This window comes from Nocardioides sp. SR21, from assembly GCF_022761125.1.
GTDB lineage: Bacteria > Actinomycetota > Actinomycetes > Propionibacteriales > Nocardioidaceae > Nocardioides.
Map to the genome: position 1 here is coordinate 216,481 of NZ_JAKWJR010000007.1, position 19,296 is coordinate 235,776.

Here is a 19,296-nt window from a genome sequence, read left to right on the forward strand (position 1 = left end):
GCGCTCAGTGAGGTGCTGCCGCATGCCGTCGTGGGGGTGGACGTCGTCGCCGTGCCGGTCCTGCCGGCCGACGACGAGGGCGGTCCCGTGGTCCTCGGGCCCGGTGCCGAGCAGCTCGCCGACCAGCTCGGCGTGGACCTGCTCGGTGTCCTCGAGCTGAGCTCGGCGACCGGCGCGGCCGGCGAGGTCACGACGATCCCGGTCCCGCTCGGCAGCCCCGAGAACGCCGCTCTGCGGCTGGTGCTCCTGGTCGGTGTCGGCGCGCAGTGCTCCCAGGACCTGCGGCGCGCCGGCGCTGCCGTGGCTCGGGCCTGCCGGGGCCGCGACGCGATCGCCACCTCGGTGGCCGCGATCGCCGAGGAGGACGGCATCGAGGCGTTCGTCGTCGGGGCCATGCTCGGCTCCTTCGTCTTCACCTGGCGCTCGGGTCCGCCGGAGCACCGCCCGGTGGCCCGCGTGGTGCTCGCCGACCTGCCCGGCGCCCTGGCGCCGCTGCTGACCCGCGCGGTCGCCATCGGCGGCGCGGGCTGGCGATCGCGGATGCTCTGCACGGTCCCCTCGAACCTCAAGAACCCGCCCTGGCTGGCCGAGCAGGCCGTCGAGATCGGGGCGGAGGCCGGCCTCGAGGTCACGGTCTGGGACGAGAAGCGGCTGACCGCGGACGGGTTCGGCGGCCTGCTGGCCGTCGGCCGCGCGTCCGAGTCGCCGCCCCGGCTGATCCGGATCGACTACACCCCGCGCAAGGCGGGCCGGCGTACTCCCACGGTCGCGCTGGTCGGCAAGGGCATCACCTTCGACACCGGCGGGCTCTCGATCAAGCCCGGCGAGGCGATGGCCAACATGAAGCGCGACATGACCGGCGGCGCGGTCGTGATGGCCACGATGGCCGCGCTCGCGGCCGTCGGCTGCCCGGTCCGCGTCGTCGGCCTGGTCGCGGCCGCCGAGAACTCCGTCGGCGGCGACGCGATGCGTCCCGGCGACGTGATCTCCCACTACGGCGGTCGCACCAGCGAGGTGACCAACACCGACGCCGAGGGCCGCCTGGTCCTCGCCGACGCCCTGGCGTACGCCGTCGAGGTGGTGCGCCCCGACGTGATCGTCGACGTCGCCACCCTCACCGGCGCCATGAAGGTCGCCCTCGGCCAGCAGGTCGGGGGCTTCTTCTCGACCGACGAGTCGCTCGCCGCCACTCTGCGGGCCGCGAGCGTGGCCGCCGGTGAGCCGCTGTGGCGGTTCCCGCTCACCGACGCCTACGAGGGCAAGCTGGTCTCGACGGTCGCAGACTCCGACAACGCCCCGAACGGCCCCGGCGCGATCACCGCGGCGCTGTTCCTCCAGCACTTCGTCGGGGACGTCCCCTGGGCGCACCTCGACATCGCCTCGGTGGGAGACGCCCCCGAGGACTCGTTCGAGTGGACGACCGGACCGACCGGCTTCGGCGCCCGGGCGCTGCTGCAGTGGCTCGGGTCGGAGCGACCGATGGAAGGGATCGGCCGATGAACGGCATGACCGTGCGGTGGTCGCTCGCCGACGCGCCCGACGGCGTCGAGGAGGAGCTCGCGTCGTACGTCGCCGGCACCTCACACGCGCGCTTCTCCGCGATGGACGGCCTGCACATTAAGGTGTGGCGCTGCGTCCCGGGTGAGTGGTTCGAGGGTTGCTACGTCTTCGACACCGACGAGGAGCGGGCTGCTTTCCAGGCGGAGTTCACCGCGAACGCCGCCACGGTCCCCGGCTCGCAGATGGTCGGCAGCCCGCCGATGCTGATCGAGGCGTGCGAGATCGTCGCGGTCGCGGAGGGTGCTGCCGGCTTCCGGGCCGCCCCGCGCTTCTGAGCGTTTCCGCCGAATTCGGGGACAGCCCGGCGGCGGCTGTGGTCGGCTGTCAGCCATGCCTGGATCGCTGCGTCGTTCGGTTCCCGTCGGTGTCGTCGCGCTGGTCGCGGGATCTGTGGCGCTGGTCGCGCCGGCTCCCGTGCAGGCGGCCACGGTGCCGGTCTCGACGTTCGCGGCCCTGAGCACCGCGCTCGACCTGCCCTGTGCGGCGGACAAGGTCGTCGTCCTCGGGTCCTCGATCAGCGAGCCGGCCCAGGAGCTCGCGGCCGCCTGCAACGTGACCCTCGACCTGAACGGTCACCACCTCGCGGTCCGCAACCTCGTCATGGAGTCCGGCATGATCCTGACCGACGAGAGCTCGGGCGGTTCGCCGGGGACGTTGACCGCTGACGCGAGCGGCGAGCCGGGCCTCGACGGCGTGCTCGCGGGAGGCGTGACGTTCGTGGTCACCGGTCGCGCCAACCTCACGGCGATCGGCGGCCCCGCAGCCCCCGGCGCTGCCGGCGCCAACGGCTTGCTGATCGGCGCTCCCGGTGATCCGGGGGCGGCCGGGAGCGACAGCGTGACGCCGGGGGGCTCCGGCGGTACTGGAGGTGCCGGTCTGTTCGGCAGCGGCGGGGCCGGCGGGAGCGGAGGCGACGGCGGTGGTACCGGCGGGGCCGGCATCTCGGCTGGCACCCTCCAGTTCGACAGCAGCGGGCTCCTCGTCGGGACCGGCGGGGCCGGCGGGACCGGCGGGCCCGGGGGTGGTGGGACTCTCGGTGGTGTCGGAGGAGCCGGGGGGCAGGGCGGGAACGGAGGCGCCGGCCGCGGGTTCGGCTTCGCCAACCCGGGTGGCCTCGGCGGTGCCGGAGGCACCGGTGGTCTCGCCGGCACCGGTGGGCAGGGCGGACCGGGCGGAGCCGGCGGTCACGGTGGTGACGGCGGTGTCGGCATCGACGGCGACACGATCGTCGTGGGCGGATCCGGGACGATCGTCGCGACGGGTGGCGACGGGGGCTCGGGTGGTCTCGCCGGTGCCGGCGGCAGCGGCGGTGCGGGCGGTGCGGGTGGTGCGGGTGGCCACGGTGGCGATGGCGGGACAGGCAACGTGGCTCGCGGCGGCGACGGCGGGGTAGGTCGGCCCGGCGGGCCAGGAGGCGACGGTGGCGTAGGAGGCGACGGTGGCGCCGGAGGCATAGGTGGCGACGGTGGTGCCGGGATCGACGGCGGCACGGTCTCGCTCGGTGGAGTCGGGACCGTTCTCGCGACTGCAGGAGCCGGTGGCTCCGGGGGAGCGGGCGGCGCTGCCGGCCACGGCGGCGCCGGTGGCGCGGGTGGCCTCGGTGGCGCCGGCGGCCATGGTGGTTCCGGGGACGTGGGCGAGCTCGGCGGGACCGGTGGCGCAGGCGGCGTCGGTGGCGTCGGAGGTGGTGGCGCTGCCGGTGGTGGCGCCGGTGTCGGCGGCGACGGTGGTGTCGGTGGCACCGGGGTCGACGGTGCCGCGGTTGCGGTCGCGAACCCCGCGTCGGTGACGGCGACCGGTGGCGCAGGCGGGACCGGGGGCTCCGGCGGAGCCACCGGCAGCGACGGCGCCGACCCTGGGGTCGACGGGAGCGTCGGTGGCGCCGGGAACATGCCTGCCGGGTCGGCCGGTGGCGCCGGCGGCGCAGGAGGATCCGGTGGTGCCGGCGGCGTCGGGGGCGACGACCTCGACGGAGGTGATCCTGGCGCCGATGGTTCCGACGGAGCAGCGCACGACCCCTGGACGGTTCTCCAGACGCAGAGCATCGTGTTCACGTCCACCCCGCCGTCCGACGTGCGTGTCGGCGACACCTACCTCGTCACCGCCGCCGGGGGCGGTTCGGGCAACCCGGTGACGTTCACGATCGCGGCCGGCTCGAGCGGACGGTGCTCGGTCGCCGGCTCCCTGGTGACGTTCCACCGCGGCGGCAGCTGCGAGGTCGTGGCGAACCAGGCGGGCGACGACGACCACGCGGTCGCACCGCCGGTGTCGCAGACGATCGTCGTACGTCGTACCTCTCAGGTCATCACCTTCACGTCCGTTCCGCCGAGTCGTGCGCACGTGGGCGACGCGTACGAGGTCGCCGCGACCGGCGGCGGGTCCGGCAGCCCGGTCACCTTCGCGATCGACCCCGCCAGCGACGACGTGTGCTCGATCGACGGCACGACGGTCACGTTCGACGCGCTGGGGCAGTGCCGCGTGCTCGCCGACCAGGCGGGCAACGCCGACTACTACCCGGCGGCCCAGACACCGCAGGTGATTGCGGTCGGCGTACCCGTCGTGGATCCCACGATCACGGCGACGGTCACCTCGGGCGCGACGCCGCACCACGGATGGCACCGCACGCCGGTGCACGTCGCCTTCACGTGCACCACGGGGAGCGCCCCGCTGGCGTCGCCGTGCCCGGCTGCGGTGGTGCTCGACGAGGACGGTTCCGACCAGTCGGTGACGCGCGGGATCACGGCGACCGACGGCGGCACGGCGCAGCTCGTCGTGGCTGGGATCAACATCGACCAGCAGGACCCGGGCGTCGAGGTGACCGGTGTCGTGACCGGTGCCGCCTACCGGCACCTGCGTGACGTCGGGTGCGAGGCGACCGACGAGCTCTCCGGTGCCCAGTGGTGTCGGACCCGCACCAAGGCCGCCACCGTGGCAGGCACGCGAGGTCGCCTGGTCAAGGTGCGGTACCAGGCGGTCGGTGCCGACGTCGCTGACAACCGGACGAAGGTGCGCGGCTGGTACTTCGTGCGGAACCGCGGTGGAGCGCCGGTGCCGGGAATCGGCGCGGGCTGGAGCGACTGGGTCAGCTGACCTCAGTCCGCCTCGGGGCTCCACTCCTTCTTGGCGACCAGCAGGCCGTCGCCGACGGGGAGGAGCACCGGCACGAGGTCGTCGCGGTCGGCGACCTGGCGACCGAGCTCGCGGATCGCGACGGTGTTCTCGTCGCGCTGCGCGGGGTCGGCGACCCGGTCGTGCCAGAGCGCGTTGTCGAACGCGACCACGCCGCCGGGGCGCAGCAGCCGCAGCGCCTCGTGGAGGTAGGCGGAGTACTCCGCCTTGTCGCCGTCGCAGAAGACCACGTCGTAGTGACCGTCGGTGAGCCGGGGGAGCACGTCGAGCGCGGCGCCGGCGATGGTGCGGACCCGCTGGCTGGCGATGCCGCCCTCGGTGAAGGTCTGCCGGGCCAGGCGCTGGTGCTCGGCCTCGATGTCGACGGTGGTGAGCACGCCGTCGGAGCGCATGCCGCGCAGCAGCCAGAGCCCGGAGACGCCGGTACCGGTGCCGATCTCGACGACCGCCCGGGCCTCCAGCACCGAGGTGAGGAAGCGGAGGGCGGCGCCACCGCCGGAGCCGATCGGCACGACGCCGACCTCCTCCGAGCGCGACCGAGCCGCGACCAGCACGTCGTCCTCGGCGACGAACTGCTCGGCGTAGGACCAGCTGGTGGGCTTGATCGGCGTGGTGATGGTGGCCTCCTGGGGCGGACGTGCGGAACCACCGTATCCCCGGCGCTCGTCGTACTCGTGGTGGCGCGCGGGAACACCGGCCCGCCACTGATCGTTGGTCCCGACGTAAGCAGCCCGTACCCGGGCTCAGGAAACTCTCAGTGAAGGTTCGTAGGTTGAGGAAGAGCAAGCGAGTCGAGGAGGCTCCCATGGACGACGCACAGGCGAGCACCGCCGCCGGCGTTCCGTCGTGGGAGGAGATCGTCGAGCAGCACTCCGACCGGGTCTACCGCCTCGCCTACCGGCTGACCGGCAACCGGCACGACGCCGAGGACCTCACCCAGGAGGTGTTCGTCCGCGTGTTCCGCTCGCTGTCGACCTACACCCCGGGCACGTTCGAGGGCTGGCTCCACCGGATCACCACGAACCTCTTCCTCGACCAGGCGCGCCGCAAGCAGCGGATCCGCTTCGACGCCCTCTCCGACGAGCGCGCCGACCGGCTCACCAGCACGTCGCCGACCCCGGATGCGGCGTACGTCGACCGCACCTTCGACGACGACGTCGAGCAGGCCCTGTCCACCCTCCCGCCGGACTTCCGCGCCGCGGTCGTGCTGTGCGACGTCGAGGGCCTCAGCTACGAGGAGATCGCGGAGATCCTCGGCGCCAAGCTCGGCACCGTGCGCTCCCGCATCCACCGCGGCCGCGCCATGCTCCGCTCCGCGCTCGCGCACCGCGCGCCCAGCGCCGGACGGGCCCGGTACGCCGGCCCGCTGCTGTCCGGACAGGGCTCGGCGTCGTGATGGGCCACCTCGGGACCCGCACCAGCGCGCTGCTGGACGGCCAGCTGTCCCCGGAGGAGACCGAGCGCGCGTGGGCGCACGTCCACTCGTGCCACGCCTGCCGCGACCTCGTCGAGCGCGAGGGCTGGGTGAAGACCCGCCTGGCCGGCCTCTCCTTCGAGGTCGCCACCCCGTCCACCCCGGACTGGCTCAAGGGCTCCCTGATGGGCGCCTGCGAGCACGGCCCGCCGGGCGACGTCTACCTGCAGACGAACCACATCGACCACCGGCGCCGCAACGCCGGGATGGTCGCGATCGGCAGTGGCGCCGTCGGCGCCGCCGTCGTCGGGGTGCTGGCCTTCGGGGTCGCCCCGGCCTCGACGCCCACCATCGAGCGCACGCCTCCGGCGTCGATCACGCAGTCCGACACCCGGCCCACGCCCGTGGCCGTGCAGCCGAGCGCGCTGGTGCGCGCCGGCAAGCACCGGCGCTGACGCACCGCCGTCAGGCGGCGATGGCGCTGGCGTGGCCGGTGGCCCACGCCGAGACCGCGAGGTTGATCGCCCCGACCGTGATCTGGTCGACCGGCAGCACGAGCGCCGGCGGGGCGTCGTCGCGGGTCACCATGAGAACGCGGCCGTGCAGCCACTCGTTCCAGGCGCGCTGCTGGTGAGTGCGGTACTCCGCGTCGCGGTGCGTCACCACGTCGACCCGGGTGCCGTCCTCGCACCGGCCGCCGATGCTGGTCGACCCCGCGTCCCAGGCGTGCTGGGGGAACCAGTCGCCATGGGTCATCGTGTGGGTCGCCATCGTGGTCATGCCTAGATGATCGGCAGACCTCGCCGGTACTTGAGCCCGGCAGGCGTGGATTACGACCCACGGGTCAAGATAGGGACGTGACCCAGGACGACCCCCGGGACGGGACCGAGCCGACGCAGCCGATCGCGCCCATGACCCCGCCCCCGACGTGGGTGCCGCCGCAGCCGTGGGGCGGCTACCCGCCGCCGCCCACGCAGCAGCTGCCCTACGCGCCGTACGCCGCTCCCGCCCAGCCCGCTGCCCGCGGCCGGGTGCCGGGCTGGATCTGGCCGGTCGTGTGCGTGCTCGCGCTGGTCCTCGGGGTCGCCGGCGGAATCGCGGGTGGCGCGGTCTACGACCGGGTGAACGAGAGCGACGGCTTCGTCGGCGACGGGCTGTCCGGCGTCGACACGGTCTCGGAGGCCCCGCTGCCCGCCGAGAACGGCTCCGTCGCCGAGGTGGCCCGACGGCTGCTCCCGAGCACGGTGCAGATCGTCGCGGAGTACGAAGGCCAGGACGCCGGCGCGACCGGCTCGGGCTTCGTGCTGGACCGCCAGGGTCACGTCATCACGAACAACCACGTCGTCCAGGGGGCCGACGAGGACGAAGGCCCGATCGAGATCGTCGACCAGGACGGCAACCGGTACGACGCCACCGTGGTGGGTCGGAGCCCGGTCTACGACCTCGCGGTGCTCTACGCCCCCGAGGCCAAGGGCCTGCAGCCCGCCGCGCTCGGCGCCTCCCGCGCGCTCATCGTCGGCGAGGAGGTCGTCGCGATCGGCTCGCCGCTCGGCCTCAGCTCGACGGTCACCGCAGGCATCGTGAGCGCCAAGGACCGTCCGGTCACCACCGGCGATCCCGGCAGCGAGTCGTCGTACATCAACGCCGTGCAGACCGACGCCGCGATCAACCCCGGCAACTCCGGCGGCCCGCTGGTGAACCTGCGGGGCCAGGTGGTCGGCGTGAACTCCGCGATCGCCACGACCGGCGGCAGCATCACCGGCGAGCAGTCGGGCAACATCGGCGTCGGCTTCGCGATCCCGATCGAGCAGGTGCGGACCACCGCGGACCAGATCCTGCGCACCGGCGAGGCGCGCTACCCGGTCATCGGCGCCCAGGTGCGCACCAGCGGCGACACCGACGTCACCGGCGCGGAGATCGACTCGGTCATGCCCGACACCCCGGCCGAGCGCAGCGGTCTCGAGAAGGGTGACGTGATCACCGAGATCGAGGGCCAGCGGGTGATCGACGGGATCGCGCTGATCGTCGCGATCCGGACGCACCAGCCGGGGGAGACGGTGGAGTTCACCATCGAGCGCGGGGGTCAGGAGCGGACCATCGAGGTCACGCTCGGCGAAGAGGTCGGCTAGTCCGCGGCGTCGGACTCGACGTACGGGTGCTCGTCGACGAACACGCGGGTCTCGGCGTACATCCGTGAGATGTACTCCTCGAGCTGGGCCGACTCGACGCGCCACTGGCCGCGGCCGCCGATCTTGATCGCCGGCAGGTCGCCGCGGCGCACCAACGCGTAGACCTGCGCGCTGGAGGTGTTGAGCACCTCGGCGACGTCGGCGAGCGTGAGGAAGCGTGGGGTGCCGGCCATGGGCCCATCGTCGCACCCCCCCCGCGTCCCCGCGTGGGGACGGTGCCGGTGCCTGTGGAGGACGGGTTTCGGAACTCCACCCGGAGGCCATCATCACCGGGTGAGTCTCGGGACGGTCCCACCGGCCACCCGCGCCGCGCGCCCGGGTTGGCGCGATCCCCGGCTGTGGGTCGGCGTGCTGCTGGTCGCGGTGTCGGTGGTCGCCGGCGCCCGGCTGCTGGCCGCGGCCGACGACACCGTGGCGGTGTGGACCGTGGCCACCGACGCCGGCCCGGGGACGCTGCTCACCACCGAGGACCTGGTCGCGCACCGGATCCGGTTCGCCGACGCCGACCAGCAGGCCGGCTACTTCACCGTCGACGACGAGCTGCCGGCCGACCTGCGCCTGCTCCGCGGGGTCGCGGCGGGCGAGCTGCTCCCGCGCGCGGCGCTCGGCACCGGCGCGACGCCCACCGACGCCGTCGAGCTGCCGGTGGCGGTGGAGGCCGACCAGGTCCCGCCGTCGGTGCGCGCGGGGTCGGTCGTCGACGTCTACCTGCGCGACCCGAGCGCGCGCTCCGAGACCACCGGCCCGGTGCTCGAGGAGGCGACTGTCGTGGACGCCCCGGCGCTCGACGAGGGCTTCGGGACCGTGACCGGCCGGCGGCAGCTGGTGGTGGCGGTCCCCGCGGCCGACGCGACCGCGTTCCTCGCCGCCCTGGGGCGCATCGAGAACCCCGTGCTGACCGTCGTACGCCGGAGCTGACGTGGCCGACCGCTCGCTCGTGCTGATCGTGGCCTCCGGTGCGGCCTGGGAGACCGGCGCGCTCCGGGTCCTCGGCGAGCACCCCGGCGTCGTCGTGCTCAAGCGCTGCGTCGACGTCGACGACCTGCTCGCCGCGGCCACCGCTGGGCAGGCCGACGCCGCGGTGCTCGGCATCGACGCACCGGGGCTGGACCGGGCGGCCGTCGACCACCTGCGCAAGCACGGGATCCGGCCGGTCGCGATCGCGGCCGGCGGCCCGACCCTCGACGGCGGTCGGCTGCGCGCCGCCCGGATCGGCATCCACCGCGTCGTCACCGACGACGACCTCGAGGCGCTGCCCGAGGCCGTCACCACCCCCGAGACGCCGGCGACCGTCGTCCGCCCGCTGCCGGACGGTCCGCCGCCGGTCGGCCCGCCACCGGAACACGGACCGGTGGCGGGTCAGGGGGGTCGGGTGACCGTCGTCTGGGGCCCTGCCGGTGCGCCGGGTCGCACCACGGTCGCGATCGGGCTGGCCGCCGAGATCGCCCACCGGCAGCGCCGCACGATCCTCGTCGACGCGGACCCGTACGGCGGGGCCGTCGCCCAGCAGCTCGGCATCCTCGACGAGGTCTCCGGGCTGCTCGCCGCGGCCCGGCTGGCCGGGTCGGGGCAGCTCGCGGACCGGCTCTCGTCGGTCCAGCGCGGGCTCGACCGGCACCTGAGCGTGGTGACCGGGCTGCCCCGCGGCGACCGCTGGGTGGAGGTCCGCGCGGGGGCGCTGGAGCACCTGCTCGAGCTCGCCCGCGAGCAGGGTGAGGTGGTCGTGGACACCGGCTTCTGCGTGGAGGACGACCCCGGCTCCGACTACGGCTCGCGGCCGGGGCGCAACCACCTGACGCTCGAGGCGCTGGAGGTGGCCGACGAGGTCCTCGTGGTCGGCAGCGCCGACCCGGTCGGGCTGTCCCGGCTCGGCCGCGCCCTGGTGGAGCTGCGCGAGCTCACCGGCGCCCGACCGGTGCACGTGGTCGTGAACCGGATGCGCCCCACGCTGGGGTGGTCCGAGCGCGACATTGCAGGCATGGTGACCGGGTTCGCCCGGGTCGCCGGGCTGCACTTCCTGCCCGACGACCAGCCCGCCGTCGACCGCGCGCTGGTCGCCGGGCGGACGCTGGTCGAGGTGGGGGAGACCCCGCTCGGCCGGGCGCTCGGCCGGCTCGCCGACGTCCTCGCCCCGATACCGGCCTGAACGCGTCCGAAATCGGGTGTCCGGATCCACTCATAGGTGGCCCTTACCTGCCGATTTCTGTCTCCGTGTGGCACCTAGACGATCTCGAGCCGATGGCCTCGGAGATGGAGAGTGCCCTGCTCTACCCGGACGGGCGGACCAGGGCGGTCTCTCCGCTCCTGGGGTCCGTCGTGCCTGCGCTCCTGCCGCGGTTGTCGCGGGAGGAGCTGACCCTGCTCGGCCAGCTGCGGGGACCGGTCAGCACGACCGTGCTCCCGCCCGGCGCGCCCGGCGACATGCTGGTGCGCCAGATCCGGGTACGCCGGAGCCTGCTGCACTACTACATCGACCAGTTCCCGGTGCTCGACGAGCAGGAGCGGGCCGGCGTGGACGCGGTCTGCGACATCGCCACGGTGCTGCACCTCGAGCCGTGGACCGAGCCGGCGGTCATGAGCCAGACGCTGCGTCCGCTGCGCCAGATGGTCGGGCCCGAGGAGGAGCTCGGCTTCGGCCCGGAGTTCAGCCGGGTGCTCGACGTCCTGGGCGGGATCATCAAGACCACCACCGAGCTCGAGCGCACCGAGGCGGTCCGCCGCGCCTGGCTGGCCCACCCGCTGCGCTACTGGGACGGCATGGCCGACCAGCTGCTCGCCGCCGCCACCATGACCCACCGCCAGGTGTCGCTGCGGATGGTGCACCGGGTCACCGGCGTCTCCAGCGAGTCGGTACGCCGCAGCGCGGTGTTCCGCTCCGCCCGCCTGCGCGCCGCCGCGATCATCCTCGCCGACGTCCTCGACGGCGCGGTCGTCGCCGCGGCCAGCGCCCCGTGGGACGCCGGCCTCGACGCCGGCCGCGAGGCCGCCTAGGCCGCGAACAGCAGGTACAGCCCGCCTGCGGTGAACGCGACCATCGCGAACAGCAGCGGCAGCTGGCCGGTCAGCTGGTGCCGCTTCGGGAGGATCCGGATCGCGCGCTCGTGCGCCGCAATCACGCCGAGCACGTGCCCGATGACGACCGCGAGCACCTTGGTGTTCGCCAGGAACGTCGGGTGGTAGCTCAGCCACGTGAACAGCGGCAGGTCGGCGGTCCCGAACCAGTTGCTCCCGTTGCTGAACGGGTCGCTGGCGTAGATCAGCGTCAGCCACCCGACCTCGACGAGGTAGCTCAGGTAGTGGGCGACGATGTAGCCGACGATGATCGGGATCATCGAGTGCGCGAACTGGTTGGGCAGCTCGACGCGGCGCAGGTCGTCCCCGAGTCCGGTGAGCACGCAGCCGAGCGCGAAGACCGCGCCCGCGGCGACGCAGAACACCAGCAGCGCGAGGTTGTTGAGCAGGTACGGCGAGGTGTCGCCGCCCTGCACGAACTTCACCCAGCGCGTGGAGTCCTTGAACGAGTCGAACGCCGTGCTGCCGAACAGCACCGCGACCACGGCGACCAGGCCGGGCACCACGGGCGTGGTGTCGAGGTTCGCCAGCGGACTGCGGATCACCAGCTGGTCGCCGCGCCGGCCCCAGATCGACAGGCGGGACACGAGCGTGGAGTAGACCTCGAACGGGTCCGCGCGCTCGTAGAACCGGTTGCCGAACAGCGCGCCGCCCACCAGCATCACCGCGACGTACGCCGCCACCCAGAGCCGGACCGGTCCGAGCTCGGTCGGGTACGGGTAGACCAGCTCGAGCCAGACGAACGCGAACAGGCCGAGCGCCGCGGGCCAGTTGCCGAGCCGCTCGGGGTACTCGAACAGGCCGCGGTCGGGGTCGCTGCCGGAGATCTTCGCGAAGCCGATGTTGATGGTGCGGACCGGGCTGATCGCCTTCCACACCGGGCCGAAGAACAGCGAGAGCGGCACCAGGCCGACCCACCACCACACGTAGACGATGCCGAGGATCGGGTTGATCGCGAGGTCCTTGCCGAACACCGCGACCATGACGGCGTACAGGAAGATCGCGAACCCGACGACGCGCCAGGTGATCCGCCACGCACGCGAGTCGACGATCGCGGCGAGCTCCCGCGGAGCGAGACGGCCGCTGGTCGCGGCGTCGTACCGCGGCGTGCGCCACGCGATCGCGAGGACCGTGAACGAGATGACCAGGGCTGCGGTGGCACCTGCGATCGCCAGCTCGGGCGAGATCGGCAGGTCCTTCGCGCCGCCGAGCCCGTGGGCCATCGTGATGCCGTCAGGCGACGGCACCTCAGCGCACTTCGAGCTGGACGATCACCTTGTCGAGCGTGTGTGACTCGACGTCGACGGTCCCGGGCTGGTCGATGCCCTGGATCGTCACTGTGGTGGTGCCCTCGGCGTACGCGAGCTCCTGCTCCGGGTCGGAGTGCACGTGGATCTCGCCGGGCTCGTCGGCGGTGACCTCGAGCTCGACGTCCTGCCCGCGCTCGATCTCGACGCGGTCGCCGTTCGGGGTCACGGAGTCGCCCTCGAACGTGACCTCGATGACCTTGGGATCGGTGCTCCCCGACGAGGGCTCCTCGTCGCTCCCGCACGCCGTCGCCAGGGTGAGGGCGCTCAGCAGCACCGCCGTACTCGCCAGGACTCGGCGCATCGTCGTCGTTCCTTCTGCTCGGTGGACCATCACGTCTGCCAGAATCCCACGTTGTACGAAACTCCGGCATTCAGCCCCGGTGGATCGACGAAAGGGCGAGAGATGAGTGAGCGGCTCCGGCCGCGGGACGTGGCCCTCCTGGCCGAGGAGTCCCCGTCAGCGCCCCGACACAACGCGACCGTCGAGATCTTCGAGGTCGGCAGCTCGGGGTTCGACTACGCCCGGCTCGTCGAGCTGGTGCAGGAGCGGATCTCGTTCGTGCCCCGCTACCGGCAGCGCGTCCAGGTGGTTCCTGGCCGGCTCGCCAACCCCGTCTGGGTCGACGACGACAACTTCGACATCGGCTACCACGTACGCCGCTCCGCGCTGCCGCGTCCCGGGACCCTGGACCAGCTGCGCGAGCTGGTGTCGCGGATCGTGTCGCGACCGCTGGACCGCAGCCGCCCCCTCTGGGAGATCTACGTCGTCGAGGGGCTCGCCGACGGCCAGGTCGCGCTGCTGTCGAAGTCCCACCAGGTGCTGGTCGACGGGATCGAGACCGTCGACCTCGGCCAGGTGCTGCTCGACCAGTCCCCGGAGACCAAGGAGCTCGGCCCTGACGCGTGGCGCGCGCAGGGTCGCCCGTCGCCGTTCATGCTGATGGCCGGAGCCGTGCGCGACTCGGTCACCGAGCCCGACACCGTGGTCGACACCATGCGCAGCGCGACCGGCGCGGTGCTGCGGGCCGCGGCGGCCGGCGCGCGAACCGCCGGCAACGTCGTCGACGCGCTCGCCAACCGCACGCCGAGCCCCGACTCGCCGATCATCGGGGCGCTCTCGCAGCAGCGCCGGGTGGTCACCGTGCGCACCGACCTCGCCGCGCACCGCAAGATCCGGGAGGCGCACGGCGGCTCGATCAACGACGTCGTGCTCGCGACGGTCACCGGCGGGCTGCGCGCGTGGCTGATGACCCGCGGCGAGTCGATGCGTGGCATCAAGCAGGTGCGCGCGCTGGTGCCGGTGTCGGTGATCGACGACGAGCTCGAGGCGACCTCGCTCGGCAGCCAGGTCGCGGCGCACTTCGTCGACCTGCCCGTGTGGGAGCCCAACCCGGTGGTCCGTCTGCACCAGGTGTCGTACTCCTTCCAGGCCCACAAGGAGTCCGGCCGCAGTGTGACGGCGGCCCGGCTGGCGAGCCTGTCCGGCTTCGCGCCGGCGACGTTCCACGCGCTCGGCTCGCGGGTCGCCGCGGCCGAGCGCCGCAGCTACGGGCTGTGCGTCACCAACGTGCCCGGACCGCAGGTCCCGCTGTACGCCGCCGGTGCGCGGATGGTCGCGACGTATCCCGTGCCGCCGCTGCACGAGGGCCACCCGATCGCGATCGGCGTGACGTCGTACGACGGCTTCGTCTACTACGGCATCACCGCGGACCGCGACATGATCGCCGACGCCGACCTGCTCGGACCGTGCCTGCAGGAGGCGCTCGACGAGCTCCTGGAGTCGGCGTCCGGGGGACGGTCGCGGGCTCCCCGCGGCCGCAAGAAGCGCAAGCCGACGGAGACCTCGTGACGATTCGTGCCTACCTCCCGCTGACCCTCGCGCTGCTCGCCGAGCAGCACGCCCAAGGTGAGTTCCTCGCCACCGACGAGGTCGTCGTCGCGACCGAGGACGACGAGGAGGCGGAGTACGACGCGCTGATGACGGCCGCCGAGTCCTCGGCCGCGCTGGTGTCCGGCCCGGGCCGCCGCGTCGTCGTGGTCGCCGAGCTCGACAAGGCCCCCGAGCCGGGCTGGACGATCCCGCTCAAGCGGGTCGTCGCCGTCCACGCCGACACCGAGGACGGCGCCGACCCCGACGACGACCTCGGCTGGTTCGCGACCCAGGAGATCCCCTACCTGATCTAGGGGTCTCGATACGCTCGCTGGCGCTCGCTACTCGACCAACGAACCCCGACGACGCTCGCTGCTCGCCGGCGGCTCGACCGACGAGGCCCGCTGGCCGGCGCTCGCTGCTCGACCGACGACGCTCGCTGGTCGAGTAGCCGCCGAGGAACGAGGCGGCGTATCGAGACCATTGGTTTCGCTACTCGCCGACGAGGCCCGCTGGCCGGCGCTCGCTGCTCGACCGACGACGCTCGCTGGTCGAGTAGCCGCCGAGGAACGAGGCGGCGTATCGAGACCATTGGTTTCGCTACTCGCCGACGAGGCCCGCTGGCCGGCGCTCGCTGCTCGACCGATGACGCTCGCTGGTCGAGTAGCCGCCGAGGAACGAGGCGGCGTATCGAGACCATGGGCTTGGCTGCTCGACCGACGAAGCCCCCGGTCGGCGCTCGCTGCTCGACCGATGACGCTCGTTGGTCGAGTAGCCGCCGAGGAACGAGGCGGCGTATCGAGACCATGGGTTTGGTTGCTCGACCGACGAAGCCCCCGGTCGGCGCTCGCTGCTCGACCGATGACGCTCGTTGGTCGAGTAGCCGCCGAGGAACGAGGCGGCGTATCGAGACCATGGGTTTGGTTGCTCGACCGACGAAGCCCCCGGTCGGCGCTCGCTGCTCGACCGATGACGCTCGTTGGTCGAGTAGCCGCCGAGGAACGAGGCGGCGTATCGAGACCATTGGTTTGGGTGCCCGCGCGGCGCAGTGAGAACATCGACGGCATGGACGCTGTCACCACCCCTCCCGCCCCGATCAACGAGCCGGTCCTGACCTACGGCCCCGGCACTCCCGAGCGGGAGGCCCTGCAGACCGAGATCGCGAGGCTGGAGAAGAAGCAGCGCGACTTCAAGGCGCACATCGGTGGGCGCAAGAAGGCCGGTGGCGGCGCGGAGATCAAGGTCGTCCAGCCCCACGACCACCAGCACGTGCTCGGCACGCTGAAGAACTCCACGCAGGCCGACGCGCGCGCCGCGATCAAGGCTGCGGGCGACGCTGCTCCGGAGTGGCGCGCGATGGACTTCGACGACCGGGCCGCCGTGCTGCTCAAGGCCGCCGACCTGCTCGCGGGTCCGTGGCGCCAGCGGCTCAACGCCGCCACGGTGCTGGGCCAGTCGAAGACGGCGTACCAGGCCGAGATCGACAGCGCCTGCGAGCTCATCGACTTCTGGCGCTACAACGTCCACTACGCCCGCGAGATCCTCAGCGACCAGCCGATCGCGAACAGCCCCGGCGTGTGGAACCGCACCGACCACCGCCCGCTCGAGGGCTTCGTCTACGCGATCACGCCGTTCAACTTCACCGCGATCGCGGGCAACCTGCCCACCGCCCCGGCGCTGATGGGCAACACGGTCATCTGGAAGCCGTCGCCCACCCAGCAGCTCGCCGCGTCGCTGACGATGGAGCTGCTCGAGGAGGCCGGCATGCCGCCGGGCGTCATCAACATGCTCCCCGGCGACGGCCTGGAGGTCTCGCAGGTCGCGCTGTCCCACCCGGACCTGGCCGGCATCCACTTCACCGGCTCGACCCCGACGTTCCAGCACCTGTGGCGCGAGGTCGGCAACAACATCTCGAACTACCGCTCCTACCCCCGCATCGTCGGCGAGACCGGTGGCAAGGACTTCGTCGTCGCCCACCCGTCGGCCGACCCCGAGGTCGTGCGTACGGCGCTGATCCGTGGCGCGTTCGAGTTCCAGGGCCAGAAGTGCTCGGCCGCGTCGCGTGCGTACGTCGCCCGCTCGGTCTGGAAGAAGATGCGCGACTCGCTGCTGCAGGAGATCGAGTCGATCACCATCGGTGACCCGACCGACTTCTCCAACTTCATGGGCGCCGTCATCGACGACCGCGCGTTCGCCAAGCACAAGAAGGCGATCGACCGCGCGAAGCGCCAGCGCAAGCTGGACATCCTGGTCGGCGGCACGACCGACAGCAAGGTCGGCTACTTCGTGCACCCGACCGTCGTCGAGGGCGGCGACCCGACCGACGAGATGTTCACGACCGAGTACTTCGGCCCGATCCTCGCGGTGCACGTCTACGAGGACGGCGACTTCGAGAAGGTCGTGCGCGGCATGGAGTCCATCGCGCCGTACGCCCTGACCGGCTCGATCATCGCCCAGGACCGCCGCGCGATCGCGTGGGCCCAGAACGAGCTGCGCTTCGCCGCCGGCAACTTCTACATCAACGACAAGCCGACCGGTGCGGTCGTCGGCCAGCAGCCGTTCGGCGGCGGCCGGGCCAGCGGCACCAACGACAAGGCCGGCGCCGCGGTCAACCTGCTGCGCTGGACCTCGCCGCGCTCGATCAAGGAGACGTTCGTCCCGCCGACCGACTACCGCTACCCGTTCCTCGGTTGATGGTCCCTCTGCACCTCGGTGCGCTGCACCCGGTCGAGCAGGCCGTGACCGTGGTGCTCGCGATCGGTCCGTTCCTCGTGCTCGGCGGCGTCATCTGGTGGCGCCGCCGGCAGGAGGACGCCGAGGCGGAGGCCGAGGCTCAGCGCGACAAGTAGTCGCGCCCGACCCCTTCCTCGGCCCGCAGCGCCTTGCGGAGCAGGTCGGCGATGAGCTTCTCGATCTTCCCGCCGACCAGCGGGATGTTGACGGTGATCTCCACGTCGACGGTCTCCGTCGTGGTGCCGCCGTCCTCGCTGAGGTCGATGGACCCCACCATCTGCCCGGGCTTGCCCGGGATCGTGACCTCGAGGTCGGCGTGGTCCGCCGACGTCCAGGCCTCGCGCTGCAGCAGGTTGATCTCGTCGCCGACGAACTTCCTGGCGAAGCCCGGGATGCCCTCCGACGGCTGCAGCTGCGAGATCACGACCACCACGGTGTCGCCGACCTGCTCGAACGACACCGAGCCGTCCGTGCCGCCCTGGGCCGTGACCACCTCCTCGCGGTACGACGCGTCGTCGAGCATCGCCGAGACGTCGGCCAGGGAGGCGTCGTACGCCATCGTGTGCGTGAGCCGGGTGCCCATCAGCGCTCACCCGCCAGCCACGCGGTGCCCACGGCGTGCTCGGCCTCCAGGCCGGCCGCGATCCGCTCCGCGAGCAGCTTCTCGAGCTTGCCGCCGATCAGCGGCACCTTGATCTTGAGGTCAAGCTCGACCACCTCGCGAGTGCCGTCACCGACCTGGGACAGGGTGACCCTGCCCTTCACCTCCGACGGCTTGCCGGGCGCCTCGATGCGGAGCGTGCCGCCCAGCGGGTCCGGCCACTCCTCGTGGAGGATCGCCTGGGTCGACTCGCCCGCGAACGTGCGGGCGAACGCCGGCAGGTCGTCGGTCCGCTGCTCCTGGTCGATGGTGAGCGAGAATCCGGTGCCGTCGCGCACCACCTGGACGTCGGCGGAGATGACCTCCTGGGCCGCGCAGGCGGCTTCGCGGAACTTCGGGTCGGCCAGCATCTCGAAGACGTCGGCAGGTGACGCGTCGTACGTCAGCTCGTGTCGGAACTTCATGCGGACATAGTCTCCTGCTCATGACGGTCGAGAACTTCGTCTCCTTCGGCGAGCAGGGTGCCCAGCTCACGTACGGGTCGTACCTGCGTCTTCCCCAGCTGTTGGACTCCCAACACCTCGAATCCGACCCGCCTGCCCACGACGAGCTGCTGTTCATCACGATCCACCAGGTCTACGAGCTGTGGTTCAAGCAGCTGCTGCACGAGGTCTCCGCCGCGCGCGACGCGATGCTGGGCGGCCAGGAGGGCGGCCGGCTGTGGTGGGCTCAGCACCTGCTGACCCGCGTCCACGTGATCGAGCGGACGCTGGTGCAGCAGGTCGACGTCCTCGAGACGATGACCCCGCAGGACTTCCTGGAGTTCCGGCAGCGGCTGGCGCCGGCGAGCGGCTTCCAGTCGGTGCAGTTCCGTGAGCTGGAGTTCATGTCCGGCGCGAAGGACCCGCGCTACCTCGACCGGTTCAAGGGGATCACCGAGGCCGAGAGGCAGCACCTCGACGCCCGGCTCGCCGAGCCGACGCTCTGGGACGCGTTCGTCGCCACGCTCGCGTCGTTCGGGCTGGCCTCCGGCTCCGACGCGGAGATCTCCGCGTCGATGCGCACCGTCGCGCACGACCGGGACCAGTACGCCGTCGTCTGGGCGCTGGCCGAGGCTCTGCTGCAGCACGACGAGCTGGCGGCGAACTGGCGCGCGCGGCACGTGGTGATGGTCGAGCGGATGATCGGCAGCAAGTCCGGCACGGGGGGTTCGAGCGGCTCGACGTACCTCCGCTCCCGCCTCCCGGTCCGCTACTACCCCCTGCTCTGGGATCTGCGCAGCGAGCTCTGAGGTCTCGATACGCTCGCTGGCGCTCGCTACTCGACCACCGAGTTCGCTGCTCTGGGATCTGCGCAGCGAGTTGTCGCTCTGGGATCTGCGCAGCGAGCTGTGAGGTCTCGATACGCTCGCTGGCGCT

At 72.5% G+C, this 19,296-nt stretch carries 21 protein-coding genes; 14 read left to right on the top strand and 7 right to left on the bottom strand.

The window, feature by feature from the left end; translation table 11 throughout:
- The first annotated feature begins 36 nt into the window (after positions 1–36).
- The 3 genes from MJ604_RS15105 to MJ604_RS23960 are packed head-to-tail and all read left to right on the top strand — an operon-like array spanning position 37 to position 4,650.
- Entirely contained in the window at positions 37–1,500 is a 1,464-nt protein-coding gene (locus tag MJ604_RS15105) for a M17 family metallopeptidase (RefSeq protein ID WP_243059320.1), read from the top strand.
- Positions 1,497–1,835 carry a hypothetical protein gene (locus tag MJ604_RS15110; protein WP_243059321.1) on the top strand — a complete coding sequence of 113 codons (339 nt, stop codon included), beginning with the start codon at positions 1,497–1,499 and terminating at the stop codon, positions 1,833–1,835. Before MJ604_RS15105 ends, MJ604_RS15110 begins: the two co-directional genes overlap by 4 nt.
- Positions 1,836–1,890: 55 nt before the next feature.
- Positions 1,891–4,650 carry a hypothetical protein gene (locus MJ604_RS23960; protein WP_279236010.1) on the top strand — a complete coding sequence of 920 codons (2,760 nt, stop codon included), beginning with the start codon at positions 1,891–1,893 and terminating at the stop codon, positions 4,648–4,650.
- Positions 4,651–4,652: 2 nt separating this feature from the next.
- On the opposite strand, the gene MJ604_RS15120 is transcribed toward MJ604_RS23960, so the two are convergent.
- Positions 4,653–5,294, bottom strand: coding sequence for an O-methyltransferase (locus MJ604_RS15120; RefSeq protein WP_374458354.1), 642 nt, complete (start codon positions 5,292–5,294; stop codon positions 4,653–4,655).
- A 200-nt stretch (positions 5,295–5,494) separates the two neighbouring features.
- Here MJ604_RS15120 and sigE point away from each other — a divergent pair, with 200 nt between their 5' ends.
- Both sigE and MJ604_RS15130 read left to right on the top strand, forming a co-directional pair.
- Positions 5,495–6,085 carry an RNA polymerase sigma factor SigE gene (sigE, locus tag MJ604_RS15125; RefSeq protein ID WP_243059322.1) on the top strand — a complete coding sequence of 197 codons (591 nt, stop codon included), beginning with the start codon at positions 5,495–5,497 and terminating at the stop codon, positions 6,083–6,085.
- A complete protein-coding gene (locus MJ604_RS15130) occupies positions 6,082–6,558 on the top strand; it encodes a zf-HC2 domain-containing protein (protein WP_243059323.1) in 477 nt (158 codons plus the stop codon). Before sigE ends, MJ604_RS15130 begins: the two co-directional genes overlap by 4 nt.
- Before the next feature lie 10 nt (positions 6,559–6,568).
- On the opposite strand, the gene MJ604_RS15135 is transcribed toward MJ604_RS15130, so the two are convergent.
- Positions 6,569–6,883 carry a hypothetical protein gene (locus MJ604_RS15135; protein WP_243059324.1) on the bottom strand — a complete coding sequence of 105 codons (315 nt, stop codon included), beginning with the start codon at positions 6,881–6,883 and terminating at the stop codon, positions 6,569–6,571.
- A 77-nt stretch (positions 6,884–6,960) separates the two neighbouring features.
- Here MJ604_RS15135 and MJ604_RS15140 point away from each other — a divergent pair, with 77 nt between their 5' ends.
- The gene (locus MJ604_RS15140; RefSeq protein WP_243059325.1) at positions 6,961–8,232 is read left to right on the top strand and encodes a S1C family serine protease; all 1,272 of its coding nucleotides are present in this window, start codon (positions 6,961–6,963) and stop codon (positions 8,230–8,232) included.
- Here MJ604_RS15140 and MJ604_RS15145 read toward each other — a convergent pair.
- Positions 8,229–8,465, bottom strand: coding sequence for a helix-turn-helix domain-containing protein (locus tag MJ604_RS15145; protein ID WP_243059326.1), 237 nt, complete (start codon positions 8,463–8,465; stop codon positions 8,229–8,231). The genes MJ604_RS15140 and MJ604_RS15145 overlap by 4 nt on opposite strands.
- 100 nt (positions 8,466–8,565) lie before the next feature.
- On the opposite strand from MJ604_RS15145, the gene MJ604_RS15150 reads away from it, so the two are divergent.
- The 3 genes from MJ604_RS15150 (at position 8,566) to MJ604_RS15160 (ending at position 11,283) form a co-directional block, all read left to right on the top strand.
- On the top strand, positions 8,566–9,210 hold the full coding sequence (locus tag MJ604_RS15150; protein ID WP_243059327.1) for a hypothetical protein: 645 nt from the start codon (positions 8,566–8,568) through the stop codon (positions 9,208–9,210).
- A gap of 1 nt (position 9,211) precedes the next feature.
- Positions 9,212–10,438 carry a hypothetical protein gene (locus MJ604_RS15155; RefSeq protein ID WP_243059328.1) on the top strand — a complete coding sequence of 409 codons (1,227 nt, stop codon included), beginning with the start codon at positions 9,212–9,214 and terminating at the stop codon, positions 10,436–10,438.
- A gap of 170 nt (positions 10,439–10,608) precedes the next feature.
- Positions 10,609–11,283, top strand: a complete 675-nt coding sequence (locus tag MJ604_RS15160; RefSeq protein ID WP_243059329.1) for a hypothetical protein — start codon at positions 10,609–10,611, stop codon at positions 11,281–11,283.
- On the opposite strand, the gene MJ604_RS15165 is transcribed toward MJ604_RS15160, so the two are convergent.
- Positions 11,280–12,611: a hypothetical protein gene (locus MJ604_RS15165; RefSeq protein ID WP_243059330.1), complete on the bottom strand. Its 1,332-nt coding sequence runs from the start codon at positions 12,609–12,611 to the stop codon at positions 11,280–11,282. The genes MJ604_RS15160 and MJ604_RS15165 overlap by 4 nt on opposite strands.
- A 1-nt stretch (position 12,612) precedes the next feature.
- Positions 12,613–12,975 carry a hypothetical protein gene (locus MJ604_RS15170; RefSeq protein WP_243059331.1) on the bottom strand — a complete coding sequence of 121 codons (363 nt, stop codon included), beginning with the start codon at positions 12,973–12,975 and terminating at the stop codon, positions 12,613–12,615.
- 102 nt (positions 12,976–13,077) lie between these two features.
- On the opposite strand from MJ604_RS15170, the gene MJ604_RS15175 reads away from it, so the two are divergent.
- From MJ604_RS15175 to MJ604_RS15190, 4 genes are all read left to right on the top strand, one after another.
- Positions 13,078–14,523, top strand: a complete 1,446-nt coding sequence (locus MJ604_RS15175) for a wax ester/triacylglycerol synthase family O-acyltransferase (protein ID WP_243059332.1) — start codon at positions 13,078–13,080, stop codon at positions 14,521–14,523.
- Entirely contained in the window at positions 14,520–14,858 is a 339-nt protein-coding gene (locus MJ604_RS15180) for a hypothetical protein (RefSeq protein ID WP_243059333.1), read from the top strand. Before MJ604_RS15175 ends, MJ604_RS15180 begins: the two co-directional genes overlap by 4 nt.
- A 751-nt stretch (positions 14,859–15,609) precedes the next feature.
- Positions 15,610–17,238 carry an L-glutamate gamma-semialdehyde dehydrogenase gene (pruA, locus tag MJ604_RS15185; RefSeq protein WP_243059334.1) on the top strand — a complete coding sequence of 543 codons (1,629 nt, stop codon included), beginning with the start codon at positions 15,610–15,612 and terminating at the stop codon, positions 17,236–17,238.
- Positions 17,238–17,393 carry a hypothetical protein gene (locus MJ604_RS15190; protein WP_243059335.1) on the top strand — a complete coding sequence of 52 codons (156 nt, stop codon included), beginning with the start codon at positions 17,238–17,240 and terminating at the stop codon, positions 17,391–17,393. The genes pruA and MJ604_RS15190 overlap by 1 nt, the downstream gene beginning before the upstream one ends.
- On the opposite strand, the gene MJ604_RS15195 is transcribed toward MJ604_RS15190, so the two are convergent.
- Positions 17,378–17,860 (bottom strand): DUF2505 domain-containing protein, encoded by a 483-nt coding sequence (locus MJ604_RS15195; protein WP_243059336.1) that lies wholly within the window; start codon positions 17,858–17,860, stop codon positions 17,378–17,380. The genes MJ604_RS15190 and MJ604_RS15195 overlap by 16 nt on opposite strands.
- Positions 17,860–18,342, bottom strand: coding sequence for a DUF2505 domain-containing protein (locus MJ604_RS15200; RefSeq protein ID WP_243059337.1), 483 nt, complete (start codon positions 18,340–18,342; stop codon positions 17,860–17,862). The genes MJ604_RS15195 and MJ604_RS15200 overlap by 1 nt, the downstream gene beginning before the upstream one ends.
- 20 nt (positions 18,343–18,362) lie before the next feature.
- Between MJ604_RS15200 and MJ604_RS15205 the strand changes: the two genes are divergently transcribed.
- A complete protein-coding gene (locus tag MJ604_RS15205; RefSeq protein WP_243059338.1) occupies positions 18,363–19,169 on the top strand; it encodes a tryptophan 2,3-dioxygenase family protein in 807 nt (268 codons plus the stop codon).
- Positions 19,170–19,296: the final 127 nt, after the last annotated feature.

Excerpts from the sequence above, each read along its gene's own strand:
- MJ604_RS15110 (WP_243059321.1), top strand. The coding sequence starts at position 1,497 with ATGAACGGCATGACCGTGCGGTGGTCGCTCGCCGACGCGCCCGACGGC.
- MJ604_RS23960 (WP_279236010.1), top strand. The coding sequence starts at position 1,891 with ATGCCTGGATCGCTGCGTCGTTCGGTTCCCGTCGGTGTCGTCGCGCTG.
- sigE (WP_243059322.1), top strand. The coding sequence starts at position 5,495 with ATGGACGACGCACAGGCGAGCACCGCCGCCGGCGTTCCGTCGTGGGAG.
- MJ604_RS15135 (WP_243059324.1), bottom strand. The coding sequence starts at position 6,883 with ATGACCACGATGGCGACCCACACGATGACCCATGGCGACTGGTTCCCC.
- MJ604_RS15145 (WP_243059326.1), bottom strand. The coding sequence starts at position 8,465 with ATGGCCGGCACCCCACGCTTCCTCACGCTCGCCGACGTCGCCGAGGTG.
- MJ604_RS15170 (WP_243059331.1), bottom strand. The coding sequence starts at position 12,975 with ATGCGCCGAGTCCTGGCGAGTACGGCGGTGCTGCTGAGCGCCCTCACC.
- MJ604_RS15175 (WP_243059332.1), top strand. The coding sequence starts at position 13,078 with ATGAGTGAGCGGCTCCGGCCGCGGGACGTGGCCCTCCTGGCCGAGGAG.
- pruA (WP_243059334.1), top strand. The coding sequence starts at position 15,610 with ATGGACGCTGTCACCACCCCTCCCGCCCCGATCAACGAGCCGGTCCTG.
- MJ604_RS15190 (WP_243059335.1), top strand. The coding sequence starts at position 17,238 with ATGGTCCCTCTGCACCTCGGTGCGCTGCACCCGGTCGAGCAGGCCGTG.
- MJ604_RS15195 (WP_243059336.1), bottom strand. The coding sequence starts at position 17,860 with ATGGGCACCCGGCTCACGCACACGATGGCGTACGACGCCTCCCTGGCC.
- MJ604_RS15200 (WP_243059337.1), bottom strand. The coding sequence starts at position 18,342 with ATGAAGTTCCGACACGAGCTGACGTACGACGCGTCACCTGCCGACGTC.
- MJ604_RS15205 (WP_243059338.1), top strand. The coding sequence starts at position 18,363 with ATGACGGTCGAGAACTTCGTCTCCTTCGGCGAGCAGGGTGCCCAGCTC.